Annotated in this window: 17 protein-coding genes; 8 read left to right on the top strand and 9 right to left on the bottom strand. The window is 47.5% G+C overall.

The features are described 5' to 3' along the window. Nucleotides 1-17: 17 nt before the first annotated feature. A complete protein-coding gene (arcA, locus tag OH663_RS08800; protein WP_001194359.1) occupies nt 18-734 on the top strand; it encodes a two-component system response regulator ArcA in 717 nt (238 codons plus the stop codon). Nucleotides 735-794: 60 nt separating this feature from the next. Here arcA and creD read toward each other — a convergent pair whose 3' ends face one another. The 4 genes from creD to creA are packed head-to-tail and all read right to left on the bottom strand — an operon-like array spanning nt 795 to nt 4,798. Next, entirely contained in the window at nt 795-2,141 is a 1,347-nt protein-coding gene (gene creD, locus OH663_RS08795; protein WP_200011389.1) for a cell envelope integrity protein CreD, read from the bottom strand. A gap of 57 nt (nt 2,142-2,198) precedes the next feature. Continuing rightward, nucleotides 2,199-3,623 carry a two-component system sensor histidine kinase CreC gene (creC, locus tag OH663_RS08790; RefSeq protein ID WP_045439553.1) on the bottom strand — a complete coding sequence of 475 codons (1,425 nt, stop codon included), beginning with the start codon at nt 3,621-3,623 and terminating at the stop codon, nt 2,199-2,201. Beyond that, complete coding sequence (creB, locus tag OH663_RS08785; protein ID WP_045439551.1) at nt 3,623-4,312, bottom strand: two-component system response regulator CreB; 690 nt, start codon at nt 4,310-4,312, stop codon at nt 3,623-3,625. Before creB ends, creC begins: the two co-directional genes overlap by 1 nt. Before the next feature lie 12 nt (nt 4,313-4,324). Next, on the bottom strand, nt 4,325-4,798 hold the full coding sequence (gene creA / locus OH663_RS08780) for a protein CreA (RefSeq protein ID WP_200011386.1): 474 nt from the start codon (nt 4,796-4,798) through the stop codon (nt 4,325-4,327). A 211-nt stretch (nt 4,799-5,009) separates the two neighbouring features. On the opposite strand from creA, the gene robA reads away from it, so the two are divergent. Next, nucleotides 5,010-5,879 (top strand): MDR efflux pump AcrAB transcriptional activator RobA, encoded by an 870-nt coding sequence (gene robA / locus OH663_RS08775; protein WP_045439547.1) that lies wholly within the window; start codon nt 5,010-5,012, stop codon nt 5,877-5,879. On the opposite strand, the gene gpmB is transcribed toward robA, so the two are convergent. Then, on the bottom strand, nt 5,876-6,523 hold the full coding sequence (gene gpmB, locus OH663_RS08770) for a 2,3-diphosphoglycerate-dependent phosphoglycerate mutase GpmB (RefSeq protein ID WP_045439544.1): 648 nt from the start codon (nt 6,521-6,523) through the stop codon (nt 5,876-5,878). The two genes, robA and gpmB, sit on opposite strands and share 4 nt — an antisense overlap. 251 nt (nt 6,524-6,774) lie before the next feature. Here gpmB and yjjX point away from each other — a divergent pair, with 251 nt between their 5' ends. Continuing rightward, a complete protein-coding gene (gene yjjX / locus OH663_RS08765; RefSeq protein WP_200011384.1) occupies nt 6,775-7,290 on the top strand; it encodes an inosine/xanthosine triphosphatase in 516 nt (171 codons plus the stop codon). A gap of 93 nt (nt 7,291-7,383) precedes the next feature. On the opposite strand, the gene trpR is transcribed toward yjjX, so the two are convergent. Together trpR and sltY are read right to left on the bottom strand one after the other, a co-directional pair. Further along, a complete protein-coding gene (trpR, locus tag OH663_RS08760) occupies nt 7,384-7,710 on the bottom strand; it encodes a trp operon repressor (RefSeq protein WP_045439539.1) in 327 nt (108 codons plus the stop codon). 89 nt (nt 7,711-7,799) lie between these two features. Beyond that, entirely contained in the window at nt 7,800-9,737 is a 1,938-nt protein-coding gene (gene sltY / locus OH663_RS08755; RefSeq protein WP_200011382.1) for a murein transglycosylase, read from the bottom strand. 206 nt (nt 9,738-9,943) lie between these two features. Between sltY and ettA the strand changes: the two genes are divergently transcribed. From ettA to OH663_RS08730, 5 genes are all read left to right on the top strand, one after another. Next, nucleotides 9,944-11,611: an energy-dependent translational throttle protein EttA gene (gene ettA / locus OH663_RS08750; protein WP_045439535.1), complete on the top strand. Its 1,668-nt coding sequence runs from the start codon at nt 9,944-9,946 to the stop codon at nt 11,609-11,611. A gap of 556 nt (nt 11,612-12,167) precedes the next feature. Next, the gene (locus OH663_RS08745) at nt 12,168-13,223 is read left to right on the top strand and encodes a capsule biosynthesis protein (protein WP_190284572.1); all 1,056 of its coding nucleotides are present in this window, start codon (nt 12,168-12,170) and stop codon (nt 13,221-13,223) included. Nucleotides 13,224-13,256: 33 nt separating this feature from the next. Further along, the gene (locus tag OH663_RS08740) at nt 13,257-14,927 is read left to right on the top strand and encodes a polysaccharide biosynthesis/export family protein (RefSeq protein ID WP_200011381.1); all 1,671 of its coding nucleotides are present in this window, start codon (nt 13,257-13,259) and stop codon (nt 14,925-14,927) included. 62 nt (nt 14,928-14,989) lie between these two features. Further along, nucleotides 14,990-17,014, top strand: coding sequence for a capsular polysaccharide biosynthesis protein (locus tag OH663_RS08735; protein ID WP_200011380.1), 2,025 nt, complete (start codon nt 14,990-14,992; stop codon nt 17,012-17,014). Between the two features lie 14 nt (nt 17,015-17,028). Then, entirely contained in the window at nt 17,029-18,276 is a 1,248-nt protein-coding gene (locus OH663_RS08730; protein ID WP_045439527.1) for a capsule biosynthesis protein, read from the top strand. A gap of 248 nt (nt 18,277-18,524) precedes the next feature. On the opposite strand, the gene OH663_RS08725 is transcribed toward OH663_RS08730, so the two are convergent. Both OH663_RS08725 and OH663_RS08720 read right to left on the bottom strand, forming a co-directional pair. Beyond that, the gene (locus OH663_RS08725) at nt 18,525-19,313 is read right to left on the bottom strand and encodes a hypothetical protein (RefSeq protein WP_045439524.1); all 789 of its coding nucleotides are present in this window, start codon (nt 19,311-19,313) and stop codon (nt 18,525-18,527) included. Between the two features lie 55 nt (nt 19,314-19,368). Continuing rightward, nucleotides 19,369-20,463 (bottom strand): hypothetical protein, encoded by a 1,095-nt coding sequence (locus OH663_RS08720; RefSeq protein ID WP_045439521.1) that lies wholly within the window; start codon nt 20,461-20,463, stop codon nt 19,369-19,371. Between the last annotated feature and the right edge of the window lie 80 nt (nt 20,464-20,543).

The following is a 20,543-nucleotide window of genomic DNA, read 5'->3' as shown; positions in this document are numbered from 1 at the left end:
CAATTTAGGTAGCAAACATGCAGACCCCGCACATTCTTATCGTTGAAGACGAGTTAGTAACACGCAACACGTTGAAAAGCATTTTCGAAGCGGAAGGCTATGATGTATTCGAGGCGACAGATGGCGCGGAAATGCATCAGATCCTCTCTGAATATGACATCAACCTTGTGATTATGGATATCAATCTGCCAGGCAAAAACGGTCTTCTGTTAGCGCGTGAACTACGTGAACAAGCTAACGTTGCGCTGATGTTCCTGACGGGCCGTGATAACGAAGTCGACAAAATTCTCGGCCTCGAAATCGGCGCTGACGATTACATCACCAAGCCGTTTAACCCACGTGAACTGACTATCCGTGCTCGTAACCTGCTGTCCCGTACCATGAATCTGGGCACGGTCAGCGAAGAGCGTCGTAGCGTCGAAAGCTACAAGTTCAATGGTTGGGAACTGGATATTAACAGCCGTTCTCTAATCGGTCCTGACGGCGAGCAGTATAAACTGCCACGCAGTGAATTCCGTGCCATGCTTCACTTCTGTGAGAATCCGGGCAAAATCCAGTCTCGCGCAGAACTGTTGAAAAAAATGACCGGTCGCGAACTGAAACCGCATGACCGTACCGTTGATGTAACAATCCGCCGCATTCGTAAACATTTCGAATCCACGCCGGATACACCAGAAATCATCGCGACCATTCACGGTGAAGGTTACCGCTTCTGCGGCGACCTGCAGGATTAATTCGATTCTGACTGGTATAAAAACGGCGCTTTATGCGCCGTTTTTCATTTCATCATTGCCCTATTTCCACAAACGCAGCCCGTCATTCTCAGCGGTTTGAACGTCTTTTGGCTTTGGTTGAGCAAGCGAGTGCCAGTCAAGATGACGCGTCAGGAACATGATCCCGCATAGCGCTAACAACAGCACACCGGTACCCAGCAGTAAAGCGCTGTCCTGCGAACGCAACAGCACCCACATCACCCCATCCAGAGACAGCAGCGCCACTGTGAACAAAATACTGTTACGCCATCCCTGCAATATCGCCTGTAAATAAACGCCGTTCATCAACGCACCAACCATGCTGGCAATGATCCACGCCGCCTTAAAGCCAATATGTTCTGACAGCGCCAACAGCAACAGATAAAACATCACCAGCGATAACCCCACCAGCAGATACTGCATGGGATGCAGACGAAGATTGCTCATACACTCGAGTACAAAGAAAGACATAAAGGTCAGTACTATTAACAAGCTGGCATACTTTGTTGCTCTGTCCGTCAATTGATACTGATCCGCAGGCGTGGCCACAGCTACGCTAAATGCAGGCATTCCCTGCCAGCCAATTTTCTCCCCCTCAAAGCGTTCGCCCAGGTTATTGGCAAACCAACTGCTTTGCCATTGGGCCTTAAACCCTGACTCGCTGACTTCGCGCTTTGCCGGAAGAAAGTCCCCCAGAAAGTTGGGATGAGGCCAGTTGCTGGTTAAGGTCATTTCGCTGCTACGCCCCACCGGAACGACAGAGAAATCTCCGGTTCCACTCAGATTGAGTGACAATGCCAGACTGAGATCCTTCTCCACCCAGTCGGCATCCGGTAGCGGAATATGGATCCCCTGAGCACGCCCATTCAACCCCGTTCCGGGCTCAACCGTTAGTGAAACTCCGTTGACCTGAGGTGCATTGACTACGCCAATACCTCGGGCATCACCTACACCAACCACAATAAACGGTTTCCCCACAGTCACATTCGGATGATTCAATTCACTCAGACGCTCAGCATTAAACTCTGCCCGCACTGACATACCGTTATGCCAGACCTGTCCCTCGTAAATACCGATCCTTCGTGCTTCGACGTCCTGATTTGCCTCTACCATTAACGACTCTGGCAGCCAGAAATGGATAAAGCTGCGCTTACGCTGGACCTTTTTGTCATCTTCCAGCTCGGTATAAACTTCTGTCACGGGAATAGCGATCAGTGGACCAACCATCTTCTGCGGCCCACTGGTACTCTGTCGGATGGCATCTTCTACTGCACTGCGGTAATCCGATCGCTCAACGATAATTTGTCTGACCATTGTCAGAGGAATTAATAACAGCAGCATTGCACCACTTAAGGTGACTATTTTCCAAAACAGGGGGGATTTCAACATAGCGTTCTCCTTTGCAATGCCAGCAAGGTAAAACAGCTATGTGCGGGGAGTTTGAAGTTATGTGAAGTGACGGTGAAGCGTCAACGAAGCCTGCACCCCACCTTCGGGACGGTTATGCAGTACCACTTCACCTTTAAGCAGTCGCGCGACTTCGCTCACAAATGCCAGACCTAAACCACTGCTCTTCTGCCCATTCTCACGGGGGAGCGAGTAAAAACGTTCAAAAATACGTGGCAGCGCAAAGTCAGGGATACCGCTTCCGCTGTCCGTAATCTGCAATGTGACTCTCTCATCCTGCTGATATGCACTAAGAATAATGTTTCCCTTCTCCGGTGTGAAGTCGATGGCGTTATCAAGTAAATTACCTACTGCCTGCTCCAGTAACGCAGGATCAGCCGCGACAATCAGTGATGAAGGCACAATAGTAAGCGTGATGTTCTTAGCCGCTAACTGGACGCTACGCGCGTCACGCAACTGAACAAATAGCGCATCTACCGCCACGGGGATGAATGAAATATCCTGCCGGTTTTCCAGTCGCGCCTGCCGTAGCAGGGTTTCAACCAGCACCTGCATGCGCGCATTTTGCGTCAGAATATTTTCGGTAAAGCGCGCAACCACATTAGGCGGCGGGCCTTCACGCAAAATCTCCGCCGCACCGCGAATAGCTGCCAGTGGACTTTTCAGTTCATGCGTTAACGCGTAGACGTACTGCTCAATGTAATTCTTACCCTCCAGCTTCAGACGCATACTTTCCAGCGCCTGCGCCAGTTTACGTAGCTCACTGCTGCCTAAATCAGGTAAGGCAACGGGTCGATTCTCCGTTACGGAATCAGCATAGCGCGCCAGTCTGGCAATAGATCGGTTTATCCACCACACCATCCCTGCGCCAATCACCAATGCAATACCCAGCAACACCGCACTCGCCCATAGCATCCGCCGTTCACTACGCTTAATAACCGGTGCCATTGCCGCATTCGGTTTGCCGACGCTAAGAACGCCGATAATACGCCCGCCATCTATAATCGGTGCGGCAACGTACATGACTGAGCTTTCCGGATCGTCTGAATTTTGTGGCGTACTACGTGCGCCATACTGCCCGCGCAGCGTTAACCAAACGTCGTTCCAGCGGGAATAATCTTCACCGACGGCTTTGTTGGCAGAGTCAAACAACACCCTACCCTGTGCGTCCGTCATGTAGACATGGTACTCATTTCGCACTTTGTTAATACCGCTGATATTGGCGCGAAAAGGACGATCGTGCAGTTGCGAAAATGCCTGCGCCAACTTGCCGTTAGCAGGGTCGCCTGAAAGAAGATCATCACGAGCCAGCGCGGCTAATAACGTAGCTGTATCAATCAGGGTGCCTTCTGTAGCACGGCGAACGCCAGGCTTAATCTCCTGCACAAAGATAGACAAAACGAACCAGGCAGCAACGGCCACGATCAGAAAGTAGCCCAGCAGCAAACGCATGCCGATGCGCATCAGACGCTCCTCAGGCTATACCCCATACCGCGATGAGTGTTAATCGGCGAGAGTTCGGGATTAATCGCCCGCAGTTTGGCACGCAACGTTTTAATATGCGTATCGACAGTCCTGTCAAAGGTATCCTGAGCATCGGCCCAGACTAAATCCATCAACTGTTGGCGAGAATAGATACGTCCCGGCGACATCAGCAATGTTTTCAGCAGCAGGAATTCATAGCGGGTCAGGCTTAGCGGTATGCCAAACCAGGCGATCTGCGCGGCAGGTTCATTAAGTTCAAAATCACCAAAACGCGTCGACGATGATGGAGCGGAAAATTTTTTCACCCGTCGGAGCAGCGAGCGTACACGGGCACAGACCTCACGCGGCGAGAAGGGTTTCGCAACATAGTCATCCGCGCCAATTTCCAGCCCCAGAAGACGATCCACTTCATCGCTGCGTGCGGTCAGAAAGAGAATGGGTAAAGCCGGGTGATGTTCCAACAAGCGCCGGCATAGCTCAAAGCCGCTGATATCAGGTAAACCAACATCGAGGATTATCGCATCAGGGCAGTGCTGTCGCGCTTTTTCCAGCACCGGCAACCCGCGCTCAAACGCTTCGACACTAAAACCTTCCTGTTGCAGCATGTAGATAAGCGTGTCAGCAATTCCCTGCTCATCCTCAACCAACCAGATCAACGGCTGTTGCATCTTGCTTCCTTGTTATTGTCGCCACGGCATGATGGGTACTGCACTGATGGCATTTTTAGGCGACCCGTCAACAACCTTATCTGAATAGGCCAGATATGCCAGCGTATTACGTTTCGCATCATAAAAACGCACTACCTGTAAGGACTTAAACACCAACGATGTACGTTTCTTAAAGACAACCTCACCCTCAGCTTTGCCATTCTTGATTCGGTCGCTCAGTTCAATCGGCCCCACCTGCTGACAAGAGATCGCGGCATCGGAAGTATCTTCAGCCAGTCCTAACCCGCCCTTGATGCCGCCGGTTTTCGCTCGGCTAACGTAGCAGGTCACATTGGTAACATCCGGATCGTCAAAAGCTTCGACCACAATTTTATGATCTGGTCCAAACATTTTGAATACCGTATCGACAGAACCAACTTGCTCGGCATGGGCAACCTGCGCCAGCATCAGCAAAATTGAGGAAATGACTAAGCTCTTATATTTCATATTGTTACCATTTTTAAAAGTTACTCTGTGTAATTATTCGACATTCTAAGATAAAACGTATACAGATCACAGGATTACAATAATCACGCTTTCGTATGCCCGAAAAAAGCATTTATGAGCAAAAAAAACACTGAATGCTAAAACAGCAAAAAATGCTATTATCCACATACCTGACGTCAGGTACTCGTTGTTGAAAGGATGAGGATATTTTATGGATCAGGCTGGCATTATTCGCGACCTATTAGTCTGGCTGGAAGGTCATCTGGATCAGCCCCTGTCGCTTGACAATGTGGCGGCAAAAGCGGGCTATTCCAAGTGGCACCTGCAGAGAATGTTTAAGGACGTGACGGGCCATGCTATTGGCGCCTATATCCGCGCCCGTCGTTTATCGAAGTCTGCAGTGGCGCTTCGTCTGACTGCTCGCCCCATTCTTGATATTGCCCTGCAATACCGTTTCGACTCTCAACAAACGTTTACTCGCGCGTTCAAAAAGCAATTTGCGCAGACGCCTGCGCTGTATCGCCGCTCGCCAGAATGGAGCGCTTTTGGTATTCGTCCGCCGATGCGACTCGGGGAATTTGCTATGCCACCGCATCAGTTCGTGACCCTGGAAGATACGCAACTGCTCGGCACCACGCAAAGTTACTCCTGCTCACTGGAACAGATCTCAGATTTCCGTCATGAAATGCGTATTCAGTTCTGGCGCGACTTCCTCAGCCAGGCTCCGGCGATCCCGCCTGTTCTATACGGACTAAACGAAACGCGTCCAAGCTTTGAAAAAGATGACGAGCAGGAAGTGTTCTATACAACTGCATTAACGCCAGAACAGGCCAATGGATATGTGCAATCAGCACAACCGATCCTGTTGCAGGGTGGCGAATACGTGATGTTTACGTATGAAGGACTGGGGACAGGCGTGCAGGAATTTATCCTGACGGTTTACGGCACCTGTATGCCGATGCTAAACCTCACTCGCCGTAAAGGTCAGGATATAGAGCGATACTATCCGGCAGAAGATGCCAAAGCAGGCGATCGCCCTATTAATCTGCGCTGCGAATTCCTTATCCCTATTCGCCGCTAACGCTGTAGTTCATCTAACGCAGGGGCATCCAGATGCGATATGTCCCCTGCCGTTTCGACAACCCATCCCGGCGCCAGCCACAAACTTTCCTGATAATCGACGCGGGAAATTGAGCAGTTACGCAGACGCAACCGGCGTTCCGCCCATGCTGGCAATCCCAGAATCGTGCTCACCAGACAACCCAGAGCAATACCGTGACTCACCAGCAGTGGACGACTTCCCTGTGGAAGATCCAGACAGGATGCCAGGGCGGCGTTAACACGTTCCCCCAACTCCTGCATCGATTCTCCCTCCGGGATGCGGCCATCAACCGTTCCATTCACCAACTGGCGACGCCAACCCTCTTCCTCTTGCGTCAGAGAATCAATATGGCGCTTTTCCAGCACCCCCATATTCAACTCGCGCAGTCGGGCATCAAAGGTAATATCACAGCCACAAGCCTGGGCAATGATTTCTGCGGTGCGTCGTGTACGACCTAAATCGCTACTGATGACATGAGTAATGCCAAGCGAGCGCGCGCGTTCGCCGACCTGCATGGCTTGCTGCTCACCTTTAGCGGTCAGTGGGCTATCTGACTGGCCTTGAATACGTCGCTCGGCGTTCCACTGCGTCTCACCATGGCGAACAAGGTATACCTGTAACATGCGTTTTTTCCGTTATATACTCGTCATACTTTGAGTGGCAGATGCGTTGGCTACGAGTTACTCGGCTCATCCATGAGCCTCGCCCTTACGGGCCGCCGCTTTGCGGCGTTCAAATCTGTTCCTGACAGATTAGTCGCTCCCCCAGCCACATAGTTATCTATGCACCAGGGGGGTTTTCTCGCTTGCCGCCTTCCTGTCACTCAAATTATATAGAATAGACTGCGATGAATTTTTTCAAACCGAGCTTAATTATGCACAAGGTTATCTCTGCTACCACCAATCCTGCCAAAATTCAGGCAATTCTACAGGCATTTGAAGAGATTTTCGGTGAAGGATCCTGCCATATCGAACCCGCTGCCGTCGAGAGTGGTGTGCCAGAACAACCTTTTGGAAGTCAGGAAACGCGTACTGGCGCACGAAATCGGGTTGAAAACGCGCGCCGTCTGCATCCGCAGGCCGATTTCTGGGTAGCCATCGAAGCAGGAATTGATGATGACGCCACGTTCAGTTGGGTGGTGATTGATAATGGCGCGCAGCGAGGCGAAGCGCGTTCAGCAACGTTACCGCTGCCTGCGGTTATTCTCGAAAAGGTCCGTCAGGGGGAAGCACTCGGTCCGGTGATGTCACAGTATACGGGTATTGATGAGATCGGCCGTAAAGAGGGAGCAATTGGTGTCTTTACTGCAGGAAAACTGACGCGCTCCAGCGTTTACCACCAGGCAGTAATTCTGGCGCTTAGCCCGTTTCATAACGCGGTGTATTGGTAGCGTTGTGCCGGATGGCGGCTTCGCCTTATCCGGCATACGGCTCAGCGTCATTTGTAGGCCTGATAAAATGCGGCAGCATCGCCATCAGGAAATTCAATTTTTTCCGAGCAGTACCTGCTCCAGCCACTGACGCAGCTCTACTGGCGCCGACTTGAGGCTGTTAGAACCACGTGTAATTGTGGCGATCCCGGCCCCGAGCTCATTTTTTAACTCACGCTGACTCATCTCACCGCGCAGAAGTTCTTCAATGATGCGCACGCGCGTACCCAGCGCTTCGCGCTCATCTGGCGTTAACATCAAATTAAGCAGTGGTTGGTGTAAATCCTGATCGTAGGCGTGTTTAAGCAGGTCGACAAAACGTAACCACTCCTGGTGACGCTGTTCTGCCATCGCTGCTGAATAGGGTGATTGCTGAGTCATAAAGTGTCGCCATCGTTATGGGGGAAGCGCGCTTGCTTCCCCCTTTTGTACTCTTTAACGAGTACGATAGCATAACACACTCGACTCGATCAGTAACGACGTTGCCATTCTGCGTTGCTCATCAACTCCGGTTTATCCCCCAGGAAATAGCGATAATAGGCGTCATAAGCCAGAACGTTTTTCACATACCCTCTTGTCTCAGAGAAAGGAATACTTTCAACAAATGCCACTGCGTCAATTCGCCCAGCGCTATTACCAAGCCAGGTGCGAACGCGTCCCGGCCCGGCGTTATAGGCCGCAGAAGCAAAAATGCGGTTGTTGCCAAATTGCTGATATACATACTGCAAATAGCTGGTACCGATGTTGATATTGGTTTCAGGATCCAGCAACTGACTGGGGCTGCTGTAACCTGGAATCGAGAACATTTTCACCGTATGCGTCGCTGTGCCCGGCATAATCTGCATCAACCCACTGGCTCCAACCGGTGATTTTACTTTCGGGTTCCAGGCACTTTCCTGACGCGCAATTGCCATCGCGTAGCTTTGCTGAATATCCTTCCCGCTGGTGTAGCGAGAAAACAGATCTTTGTAGGCCAAAGGGAAACGCTCTTCCAGATGATCCCAGAGTTTGCCGGCGATCGTTGCCTGCACGCTCAGATCCCACCAGTGGTTGTTGAATGCGTAACGCGCCAGTTGCGCCTGTTCAGACTTCGTGCGGCTGGTGACCAGATTCGCCCATTCACTGCGCGCAGTATTATCCATGTTCCAGTACATTAACTCACGTACGCGTGCCATTTCAGGTCCCTGAGTCAGGGCAGAGTTGACATCTGTAGGTGCTTTGTCGACCTTCAACTCATACTCTTCACCCAACTTTTGCGCCGCTACCATTGGATAGAAACCGCGCTGCTGCATCAAAGAATGCAGGATCTCTTTCGCTTCGGCATCACGCCCCCGCTCCAGCAACAGATCCGCCTGCCAGTAGCGCCATTCATCCTTCTCTTTGGCTTCCATCGGCAAGCGCGCCAGCCAGGTATTCAGACCACGCCGATCGCCAGTTCCCAGCGCCATCCGCACGCGACGTTCCACAAGCGTGGTGGATTGCGATCGCATAATAGCGTCATCACGCCATTTCGCCTGCTCGTCGGTAACATCATTGCCCATCAGGCGCCAGGCGACGATATCACGCAGCTCCTGAGTTTGATCGTCATTAAGCTGCTGCGCCTGCGCCAGTGACGGGATCATCAAACGTGCATTTTCCACATCCTGACGCGCAACACTGGCAAACGCCACCGCCGCCATCTGGCGAGTGAAATCCGTTGCTCCGGTCGTGCGGGCAAATGTCATAACGGAATTAGGATCATTTGCCAGCGCGATGATCGCCGAAGCTATGGTCTGATACTCGGCTGGCATCTGTCCTGCCAGCGCAGTCACCAGCCCCGAATTACCTGCTTTCATCGCCAGGCGAATACGTTCCAGATAAGCCAGCGGATCCTGAGTGCCCGATGCCCGCCAAACGCCGAATAATTTGTCACAGGCATTGGGCTGACTTTTTCCGCTCAGCCAAAGCTCTTTCGCCCCCTGCCAGGCTTCCTCTGCTTGCCCGGTGCTCCATTTCGCATAGTAATAGTTACATTGCGCTTCGGTAGTACCGGGTTTATCCGGGCTAAACGCTAACAATCCGCGCCAGTCTTCCCGACGAGCCAGCTCGTTCACAAAACGCGATTGCAATGTGCGGGCTGGAGGCAACGTAGGATTGGCACGCACAAAATTCGTTACAGTAATGGTGGGTTGATTCATGAGATCGTCAGTTATCTGACGATATTCGAGATAGGGATACAGAGGATAGCTCTTCAGGCCAGGCATCATCTGCTCTACAACATCCATCTGTCGGTTATCCCAGGCCTGCTTAATTTGCGCATAGCGGTTACGCTGCTCATCCAGAGAATCGGCCCGCGCCATTTGACTTACCGTCAGCAGACATACGCTGGCAGCCAGTAGGTGCCAGGTAAATTTTTTGGCTTTGTCCACAAGCTCTTCCTCTTGTCGTGTTACGTCTGTGCAGCATCATGCCGCTTAATAGATTTATGCTAACCAGACATTACAGAATGTGCCACGTTCCGGACACTTTTTTACTTTTGTTGCGGGTGAGGTCTGCTGGCTGGGATTAGACCGTGAAAAAGGCTACACTTCGCCTTTGATAACTATTCATCACTATAAAAGAGGCGAAGTCCAACGTGGCTCAATTCGTTTATACCATGCATCGTGTCGGCAAAGTGGTTCCGCCGAAACGTCATATTCTTAAAAACATCTCTCTGAGTTTCTTCCCTGGCGCCAAAATCGGCGTGCTCGGTCTGAACGGCGCGGGTAAATCTACCCTGCTGCGCATCATGGCCGGCATTGACACCGACATCGAGGGCGAAGCACGTCCACAGCCAGGTATCAAGATCGGTTACCTACCGCAGGAACCGAAACTGAACCCGGAACATACCGTTCGTGAATCGGTTGAAGAAGCTGTTGCCGAAGTCGTTAACGCCCTGAAAGGCCTGGATGAAGTGTATGCGAAGTACGCTGAACCCGATGCTGATTTCGACAAGCTCGCCGCACAACAGGGCAAGTTTGAAGAGATTATTCAGGCGCACGACGGTCATAATCTCAACGTGCAGCTCGAACGTGCCGCTGACGCATTGCGTCTGCCAGACTGGGATGCAAAAATTGAGAAGCTCTCCGGTGGTGAACGCCGCCGTGTCGCGCTATGCCGCCTGTTGCTGGAAAAGCCAGACATGCTGCTGCTCGACGAACCAACCAACCACCTGGATGCCGAATCTGTTGCGTGGCTGGAACGCTTCCTGCACGACTTCGAAGGCACTGTGGTGGCGATTACCCACGACCGTTACTTCCTCGATAACGTTGCCGGATGGATTCTGGAGCTGGACCGCGGCGAAGGTATTCCTTGGGAAGGTAACTACTCTTCCTGGCTGGAGCAGAAAGATCAGCGTCTGGCACAGGAAGCCTCTCAGGAAGCGGCCCGCCGCAAATCCATTGAGAAAGAACTGGAATGGGTGCGTCAGGGTGCCAAAGGCCGTCAGTCTAAGGGCAAAGCCCGTCTGGCTCGCTTTGAAGAGCTCAACAACACCGAGTACCAGAAACGTAACGAAACCAACGAACTGTTTATTCCACCAGGACCACGTCTGGGCGATAAAGTCGTTGAGGTCAGCAACCTGCGTAAATCCTACGGCGATCGTGTGCTGATCGACGACCTGAGCTTCTCCGTACCGAAAGGGGCTATCGTCGGTATTATCGGTCCGAACGGCGCGGGTAAATCGACTCTGTTCCGTATGCTGTCCGGTCAGGAACAACCTGACAGCGGCACCATCGAACTGGGTGAAACCGTCAAGCTGGCCTCCGTCGACCAGTTCCGTGACGCTATGGATAACAGCAAAACCGTGTGGGAAGAAGTATCCGGTGGGCTGGATATTATGCGTATCGGCAACACTGAAATGCCAAGCCGCGCCTACGTAGGCCGCTTCAACTTCAAAGGTGTTGATCAGGGTAAACGTGTAGGCGAACTGTCCGGTGGTGAGCGTGGTCGTCTGCACCTCGCGAAGCTGCTGCAGGTTGGCGGCAACATGCTGCTGCTCGATGAACCGACAAACGACCTGGATATCGAAACCCTGCGCGCGCTGGAAAACGCTTTGCTGGAGTTCCCGGGTTGCGCCATGGTTATCTCGCACGACCGTTGGTTCCTCGACCGTATCGCCACCCACATTCTGGATTACCAGGATGAAGGCAAAGTCGAGTTCTTCGAAGGTAACTTTACCGAATACGAAGAGTACAAGAAACGTACCCTGGGTGCAGATGCGCTGGAACCGAAGCGTATCAAGTACAAGCGTATTGCGAAGTAATACTACTCTAGCGGATGGCTCTGCCATCCGCTTTAATAAAACTTAATACGATTTTAAGTTAGAATATAATCATTCATTTGAGAATAAAAAAAATGGTAATTTTATTGCCACCTCTCCTATATCCATCAAAAAATATAAATACTCTCAATACATACCACCTAAGAAAAACCAGTAATAGACAATCACAGTTGTAGTGTTTTAACAACTGTGCTAAAAAAACAGATACGTCATCAATTAAACATTAACTTATATAGTTTATGTATAAATAGACCCCAGCAATATTAAAACTCATTTGATAACATACAAAGGAATGATATGTTTCATCACATTATTTATTTTGAGTTGTATCGGCAAAAAGAATGCAATCAATGGGATAGATGAATATCTCACGCCAAGAATATTCTATCATCCCAACCGATTAATTAAGCTCATCGAATAACTCATGGAAATAAAAAACACTTTACCCGATCACTCTATTGCCAGAAAAAAAAGACTGATCTGTTCAATTTTCAAAAAATGTCGCCAAATTGATATCCAGCATCATTTGTGGAAAACGATGATCGCGGCCCCGATGTGCCTGCTAATTGTCTATCTGGTGATTTTCTGTCAACCTCGCTACGTCAGCGAAGCTAAAGTCGCGGTCAAACGTCAAAACGAACTCGACAATAGCAGTCTGAATGTTGGCTTGATATTGGGCGCATCGACCCCCTCTTCTGCGGAAGACTCGCTGTATCTGAAAGAGTACATTAACTCTCCGGATATGCTACAAAGCCTGGATAAGAAGCTCAATTTCCATCGAGCCTTCAGCCAAAGCGGCTGGGACTTTCTTTACCATCTTCCCATAGATATCACCACAGAACGCTACCTTGAATACTACCGCTCCCGTCTGAGCGTTGATTACGACGAAAAATCAGGTTTACTGTCAATTCAGACGCAAGGCTTCACGCCTGAGTTTGCTCAACAATTTAACCAAGCCATACTTAAGGAGTCAGAGCGTTTTATTAATGAGCTCTCGCATAAAATCATACGCGAGCAGATGCAGTTTGCTGAGGATGAACTACAGCAGGCGAAAGATCGCCTGAACAACAGTAAGAGTCATCTTCTGGCGTATCAAAATAATAATAATGTACTCGACCCAGCAGCTTCAGCCGAAGCAGCCAGTACGCTGGTCAATACACTGATGAGTAAAAAAATAGAGATGGAGGCAGATCTACGCAATCTGCTGACCTATTTACGTGAAGATGCTCCTCAGGTGGTCAGTACCCAAAATGCCATTAAGTCATTACAAGCCCAGATTGAAGTTGAGCAAAACAAAATTACCGCACCTGATGGCAAAAAACTTAACAGCATGGCCGCTGATTTTGAAGAACTCAAAAACACGGTGAAATTTGATACCGATATATACGCCTTAGCGCTGAAAGCCATCGAGAAAACCAGAATGGAAAGCGCACGTAAGCTAAAAACGCTATCCATAATTAGCTCACCACAATTACCGCAAGAATCTCGCTTTCCGAACATCCCCTATCTCTTAGCGAGCTGGTTATTAGTGTGTTGTCTGCTTTTTGGTACGACCAAATTATTGATCGCCATTATTGAAGATCACAAAGAATGATATCCGCCACCGATATAAATGACAGAGTCTATTATGAAATTAGTTAAATCGATTCTTGTATTGAGCATCTTACTATCCTGCCAGGTTTTGGCTGTCGGAATTACTGCGGATCAGCAGCTAACCGGTGCTGCAGCACTCCCTGAAGCACTCGTAGCCAAAACACAGACCACGGACAACAGCGGCTTTGATAACACACCGATGCCAACGCCTGCACCGGTGTTAAGCCGTATGTTCGGTGCTCAGCTGTTTACCGGTACCACCGCTGATAGCGGTGCCAGTATCGGCTTTAATCCCAATTACATTATCGGACTTGGCGATACCATTCAGATTAGATTGTGGGGAGCATTTAATTTTGACGGAGCCCTCCCCGTCGATCCCAAAGGAAACATTTTTGTCCCCAACATCGGCCCACTGAACGTTAACGGCATAAATAACAGCCAGTTAAACAGTCGAGTGACGACCAAAGTGAAAGAAGTCTATCAGTCGAATGTCAACGTCTATGCTTCGCTTCTTCAGGCGCAACCGGTAAAAGTATTCGTCACAGGGTACGTCAGAAATCCCGGGCTATATGGCGGCGTCGCCTCCGATTCGCTGCTCTCTTATCTGAGTAAAGCGGGCGGAGTGGATAGTGAGCGAGGAAGCTACGTGGATATCACTGTGAAACGTGGTAAGAGTGTACGTGCACACGTCAATCTTTATGATTTTCTGCTCAATGGTTCACTGAATCTTTCTCAGTTTTCCGATGGGGATACAATTATCGTCGGCCCTCGACAATACACCTTTAGCGTAGAAGGTGATGTTTATAACAGCTATGACTTCGAGTTCCACAATAGCACCATTCCCGTTTCAGAAGCGCTGGCATGGTCGCGTCCCAAACCGGGAGCAACGCATTTCACTATTATCCGCCAGCAGGGGGCAATGAAGCGGACGGAGTATCACCCACTAAACAGTTCACCAGGCAAAATCCTGCAGGATGGCGATAAACTTATCATCAGCTCCGACCGCTACGCTGGCACCATACAGATTCGCATTGAAGGCGCTCACTCTGGTGAACATGCTGTCGTATTGCCATACGGCTCCACAATGAAACAGGTGCTGGCGCAGATTAAACCTAACAACATGTCGCAACTCAGTAGTATTCAGCTTTACCGCCACTCAGTGGCGACCCGTCAGAAAGAGATGCTGAATACCTCTTTGCAAAAACTGGAAGAGGCTTCTTTGTCCTCTCAATCCGCTACGCAGGAAGAAGCTCGACTGCGTGTGCAGGAAGCCCAACTCGTCAGTCGTTTCGTAGCAAAAGCACGTAACGTGGTGCCTAAAGGTCAGGTTGTCCTTAACGGAAGTAATCTTGATAGCGTCATCCTGGAAGATGGCGACGTTATTACGATCCCGGAGAAAACCTCATTAGTTATGATCCATGGTTCGGTTCTTTTTCCCAACGCAATATCCTGGAACGAGAAGTTGGATGTGGATGATTACATTGAGAAGTGCGGCGGTCTGACTCAAAAGTCCGGTCAGTCGAAAATCATCGTTATTCACCAGGATGGTTCGGCGGTAGATGCCGACGACGTAGACGACGTTCTACCTGGCGATGAAATCATGGTGCTGCCGATGTATGAAACTAAAAATCTGGAAGTCACACGGGGTATTTCCACCATTCTTTATCAGTTGGCTGTAGCAGCAAAAGTCATTCTGGACCTGTAAGACAAAGAGGGTGGCGGAGAGATTCCGCCACCAAAAAAACACTAACATGGAAGCCATTCGGGATGATAGGCATCTACTCTTCAGGTATCTGGCAGATCCCGCACCTTCAGAATTTTTTAGGTGAAGCGTGCCATAAACTGTCACATCTTTCGGCCCCAAATTCAGTCGACGCGATCGCCGTCTGGGGAGAGCGAGCCGTCTCTCAGCGTCCAATAGAACAGGCTAAAAAGGCCGGGCTGCCAATACTGCGGTTGGAAGACGGTTTTACCCGTTCATTAGGGTTGGGCATCAATGGAACGCCACCTTTAGGCATGGTCGTTGATGATTTAAGCATTTACTACGATGCCAGCCGTCCCAGCCGCCTGGAAGTACTCATTCAGAAGGAAGCTAAAGAGCCACATTTACAACACGATGCTCTGCGGGCGATGGCCTTCATGGTTGAGAACGATCTCTCAAAATACAACCACTCACTTCCCTTTAATGAAGGGCACCATGCTGGCGTGACATTGGTCATTGATCAAACCTACGGGGATGTATCCATCACTCTGGGCGGTGCCAGTGAGAGACAATTCGCAGAGATGTTGTCCTGTGCCAAACGGGAGCATCCTGAAGGCAAAATTTGGGTTAAAACACATCCTGATGTTTTGACAGGTAAGAAGAAAGGATATTTTGACAACCTGGCCCAGGATCCAAGTATTCGACTTATAACTGAAGATTTCAGCCCACAATCACTGCTACGGCATGTCTCTACCGTTTATACCGTAACATCACAATATGGTATTGAGGCGCTGATGGCAGGTAAAAAGGTCATTTGTTTCGGTTTGCCCTGGTACGCAGGATGGGGCCTGACCGATGATCGGCATCAATTCGCAGATAGACTTGCCGCACGCCGAGGAAGCGCCCCACTTACCGCTCTGGTAGCGGCTGCCTGGCTGCAATATAGCCGCTATATCGACCCGTATACAGGTAACCCTGGTACGCTATTAAATGTGCTGGAATATCTCCATTTACAACGCACATACCTTCTGACTCGCCACGGAAATCTCTGGGCTCCGGGTATGACGCTTTGGAAAAGCAGCATAGTAAAACCTTTTCTGGCTACACCTACAAACCATGTCAATTTCTCACGCAGTGGACGGGGGGCCAACATCTGCGTGGTATGGGGGATCAAAGGAGAGCAACGCTGGCATGTGGCAGCATCACAGCGCGAGATTCCCGTTTGGCGAATGGAAGACGGTTTCTTGCGATCTTCCGGTTTGGGTTCAGATCTACAGCCTCCTCTATCCCTGGTTCTCGACAAAACAGGTATCTATTACGATGCCACGCGGCAAAGCGATCTGGAAAATTTACTAAACAATTCACATCTGACAAAAGAACAGCAGCAACGTGCCGAAGCGCTGAGGCAAAAGTTGATAGCCACCAAACTCAGCAAATATAACCTTGGTGAACAATGGGTAATTCCATGCGTAACCGCGGGGAAACGAAAATTACTGGTTACCGGTCAGGTTGAAAACGATGCCTCCATGGCTCGCGGAACACGGTCCACCAACACTAATTTGGCATTATTGCAGACCGTTCGTGCTCGTTACCCCAATGCCTTCATCATCTATAAACCCCACCCGGACGTTCTGGTGGGTAATCGTCCTGGACATATAGCAGAAAAAGATATGCAACAACTGGCTGATTGCGTGGCACTTGATGCCGATATTATCGAGTGTATTCAGCAGGTTGATGAAGTACATACTATGACGTCGCTATCAGGATTTGAAGCCCTCATACATGGTAAAAAAGTCTTTTGCTACGGCATTCCCTTCTATGCTGGCTGGGGGTTAACCACTGATGAACACACCTGTGAGCGCCGACAGAACTGCATCTCACTCAACGACTTGCTGTACCAAACGCTGATTAGCTACCCCATCTACATTCACCCGGAGCTGAAACAGTGCATTACACCTGAAATGGCCATTGACTGGTTGCTGGCTCAAAAGCGCCAGAACTTAAGTCTCAACCAACACAGAGCAAGCCAGTATCTGCAACGGCAAAGTCGAAAATTGCAAATGCTTTATAACGCCATGAAAACAAGATAACGAGAAGGATCTCTATGAACAGCAATACGATCAATACACTTCTCTCTGGTAAGAGTTACTTGCTACTACAAGGACCAATGGGACCGTTTTTCAATGAGATGGCGGAATGGCTGGAATCGCAGGGACGTAAAGCCACTAATGTTGTTTTTAATGCCGGCGACCGTTTTTATTGCCGGAAGCGGCAATATCTGGCCTACACGAAGACACCGAGGGAGTTTCCACATTGGTTAAAAGAGACATGGCAAGAAAATCCATTTGATACCATTCTGTGCTTTGGTGATTGCCGCCAATTACATCAGGCAGCAAAACGCTGGGCGCAGGCCAAAGGGGTACGTTTTCTGGCCTTTGAAGAGGGGTACTTACGACCGCACTTCATTACTCTCGAGAAAGGCGGCGTTAATGCTTATTCCTCAATTCCTAGAGAGCCAGAGTTTTACCGCAATTTACCCCCACAACCGGAGCTGGAGGTTCAGAGTTTAAAGCCTTCAACTAACCTGCGTATCTGGCATGCTATGTGGTATTACCTGATCAGTTGGATATATCGGACCCAATTTCCTCAATACAGACACCATAAAGTCTTTTCCCCCTGGTATGAAGCCAAATGTTGGATCCGTGCCGGCTGGCGTAAACAGTGGTATCGCTACAAAGAACGACACGTGATGACGTTGCTGAAAACAACATTGGATAAACGCTACTTTTTGGCCATTCTACAAGTATACAACGACAGCCAGATTCGAAATCATAGCCCGTATAAGGATGTGCGTAATTATATTAATGATGTTATGTACTCATTTTCTAAAAAAGCTTCACCAGCAGATTTTTTGGTGTTCAAACACCATCCGATGGATCGCGGACACCGCCTGTATGCACCGTTAATTAAAAAATTAGGCAAACTATATGGTGTAAGTAATAGGGTGATTTATGTGCACGATCTGCCAATGCCACGTTTGCTGACCCATACGAAAGCCGTCATAACTATCAATAGCACTGCTGGGATATCTGCGCTTATTCACAATAAGCCACTTAAGGTATTAGGGCAAGCTCTATATGATATTAAAGGGTTGACTTACCAAGGACATTTAAATCAATACTGGGGTGCTCACTTTAAGCCTGACACGAGGTTATTCAAGAAATTCAGCAAATATTTACGTGTAAACACTCAAATTAATGCAGTGTTTTATGGAAAGAAATCACCTGAAATGGTGCAATATCAGGTGACTCATAAAAAGAATATTACTGAAGGGAAGTGGTTCTTACAGTGACTTCAAAATACTTACATTTAATTAATCCTAGAAACCTAAATCCATAATACTTATAAAACCATTTGTCTTTTGCTCTATATTTTTCATCATATCCCGTCCAATGAAACATGGATAACAATCCATCTCCCTACTCACCGCTGATATTTAATCGCTGTATAATATTTACCATACCTCAAGCCATTTTTGACAATATAAAGCTCCAAATTACTTTCACGTTTTAAATTTTCAATACATGGGGTTGATATAAATCACATATTATTTTTTAATCGAGATGAAACCAACTCACTACTTATGAAAAACATAATTTCATTTAATGAATTTTTAACAACATTGTTGTGGCGAGTGACATACATTTCATCATTGTGAAAAACAATAAGTTTACTTCTTTTCATATAATTAATAGCATCTATTAAATGAGGTATATGATCAGAATATGTTTCATCATTTCGTGATGTAACTAGATATATCCTCCCTGGAGGAGTCAATGTTCTCCTAATAACTTCACCTAAATGCTCAGAGTAAAACTCTTTATCAGAGTCACTCGCTTCCTTAGGGTATATATACGAAAGATGGGACTTAAATTTATCAATCCATTTAACTAAATCAAACTGAGGTATTGCACAGATAGCAGCACCTACCCCAATTTCATGAGAAAAAAGCAATGCAGCGTATCCTCCCTTTGAAAAACCTAACATTATGACATCTTCCTTAAGGAGTTTATATTCTTTAATTTTCTCATTTATAAAGTAAATTACTGCATCTTTAGTATTAAGAGTTCCATTAATACCAAGATAATAATCGCCAACCATCCCATGATCATCTTTAATATATATCTTCCTGACGTTAAAGTGTTTTAGACCGGCTAAAAGAGTATAAGGATATCGTTTATCATCATCACTTGATTTTTCATCACCAAGAGATTGAAAAATAATTATTAATTTTCGCTCTCCTCGATAATTTTCAATAGGATATGGATCTTCAATATATGTTATAGTTGTTCCATTCATATGATCGAATTTTTTCTCATGAAATGCCATAATAATCCCTATCTACTCACATCATTTATTGGATATTTTCACAAAACTTAATTAGTCAATTAAAATAATCGTAAAATTTTTGCGCGAACTTATTAAACTCATCATGACAATTTGCATATGGAAATTCACAAGAACTAAAATCATTTGCACAAAAAGAATGGGGTAAATTATTGCCAGCTTTCGCATCTAGTAATCGATCATAGTAGAATGACGCAGTTGGTGAGCGGATATTAAAATAGTAGCTTATATCAATTTTAGGCGTTGACACGCCATAAATATACTGTAGATAAGGTACAAAAAAAGTAGCCATATTTATATCTGTTGTAGACCTAAATTTATTAGTTAAGAAATTCAAAATACGCTCACCAAAGATATCATACGCTAATATATAATAACTTTTACGTAGCGGCACATAAGTGTGAACAAGATTATGATTAAAAGTTATATCAAACATCTCCAAAAAAAGATCATTGCTATTTTTACAAGCTATTGATGTAGATGTAAGTTTATCATGTTCGAAATTTATATTTTTATTCCCAATAAATATACTTGCAATTTCATTTGAGTGAAAAAAATGAGCTGCGCTGATTTCACGTGCCACAAAAAAATCATCATTAAAATAGATAAAATGCTCGGACAGATCATTAATATTGTGAAGACATGCTTCGATCACATGAGAGTTAAAAGTTGGTAAATATTTTTCAGGAATTATATCACGATGGTCTACAATATGTACTTTTTCTCTAATACCTATAGGAGTCGGAGGAATTTGAGAATCCGTAATAATATAGATATTACGAACCCAGGGCATATACATTTCCAAGCTTAATAGCGAATAGTAAATTTCATTATGATCATCAAACCTAGATTTTTCTAGTGCATGAGGTGTCGTATGACCGTCCCACAGATGAGAATAAGTGTCTCTTTTATTTTTCCATTGCAGGTCCAGATCCGAAACCCAAGTATAAACCACATCTATGTCAAAATCAGGAATGAATTGATTATCAATATTTTCACAAGCATCAATGATGCTATTTTCCCCACCAAAATGAGTTACTCCCTGGGTGAGATGAAGAGGATATTTATTTAACAAGGCATCTCTAAAAAAAATATTAGGTCGATTGAAAAGTTTTCTTATTTTCCGAAACATTAATTTACCTCAGCATCAACAAATATAAAATTTGAAGTATATCCAGAGTACAACAAACTATACGATTATCAGAAAGATAT

Source organism: Citrobacter sp. Marseille-Q5395, assembly GCF_947057495.1.
In the GTDB taxonomy this organism is placed as follows: domain Bacteria; phylum Pseudomonadota; class Gammaproteobacteria; order Enterobacterales; family Enterobacteriaceae; genus Citrobacter; species Citrobacter murliniae.
This window is presented reverse-complemented; position numbering and strand designations above follow the sequence as displayed.

What these genes read in the sequence shown, in the direction of transcription:
- arcA (WP_001194359.1), top strand. Translation starts at nt 18, where the DNA reads ATGCAGACCCCGCACATTCTTATCGTTGAAGACGAGTTAGTAACACGC.
- creD (WP_200011389.1), bottom strand. Translation starts at nt 2,141, where the DNA reads ATGTTGAAATCCCCCCTGTTTTGGAAAATAGTCACCTTAAGTGGTGCA.
- creC (WP_045439553.1), bottom strand. Translation starts at nt 3,623, where the DNA reads ATGCGCATCGGCATGCGTTTGCTGCTGGGCTACTTTCTGATCGTGGCC.
- creB (WP_045439551.1), bottom strand. Translation starts at nt 4,312, where the DNA reads ATGCAACAGCCGTTGATCTGGTTGGTTGAGGATGAGCAGGGAATTGCT.
- creA (WP_200011386.1), bottom strand. Translation starts at nt 4,798, where the DNA reads ATGAAATATAAGAGCTTAGTCATTTCCTCAATTTTGCTGATGCTGGCG.
- robA (WP_045439547.1), top strand. Translation starts at nt 5,010, where the DNA reads ATGGATCAGGCTGGCATTATTCGCGACCTATTAGTCTGGCTGGAAGGT.
- gpmB (WP_045439544.1), bottom strand. Translation starts at nt 6,523, where the DNA reads ATGTTACAGGTATACCTTGTTCGCCATGGTGAGACGCAGTGGAACGCC.
- yjjX (WP_200011384.1), top strand. Translation starts at nt 6,775, where the DNA reads ATGCACAAGGTTATCTCTGCTACCACCAATCCTGCCAAAATTCAGGCA.
- trpR (WP_045439539.1), bottom strand. Translation starts at nt 7,710, where the DNA reads ATGACTCAGCAATCACCCTATTCAGCAGCGATGGCAGAACAGCGTCAC.
- OH663_RS08745 (WP_190284572.1), top strand. Translation starts at nt 12,168, where the DNA reads ATGATCGCGGCCCCGATGTGCCTGCTAATTGTCTATCTGGTGATTTTC.
- OH663_RS08740 (WP_200011381.1), top strand. Translation starts at nt 13,257, where the DNA reads ATGAAATTAGTTAAATCGATTCTTGTATTGAGCATCTTACTATCCTGC.
- OH663_RS08735 (WP_200011380.1), top strand. Translation starts at nt 14,990, where the DNA reads ATGATAGGCATCTACTCTTCAGGTATCTGGCAGATCCCGCACCTTCAG.
- OH663_RS08730 (WP_045439527.1), top strand. Translation starts at nt 17,029, where the DNA reads ATGAACAGCAATACGATCAATACACTTCTCTCTGGTAAGAGTTACTTG.
- OH663_RS08725 (WP_045439524.1), bottom strand. Translation starts at nt 19,313, where the DNA reads ATGGCATTTCATGAGAAAAAATTCGATCATATGAATGGAACAACTATA.
- OH663_RS08720 (WP_045439521.1), bottom strand. Translation starts at nt 20,463, where the DNA reads ATGTTTCGGAAAATAAGAAAACTTTTCAATCGACCTAATATTTTTTTT.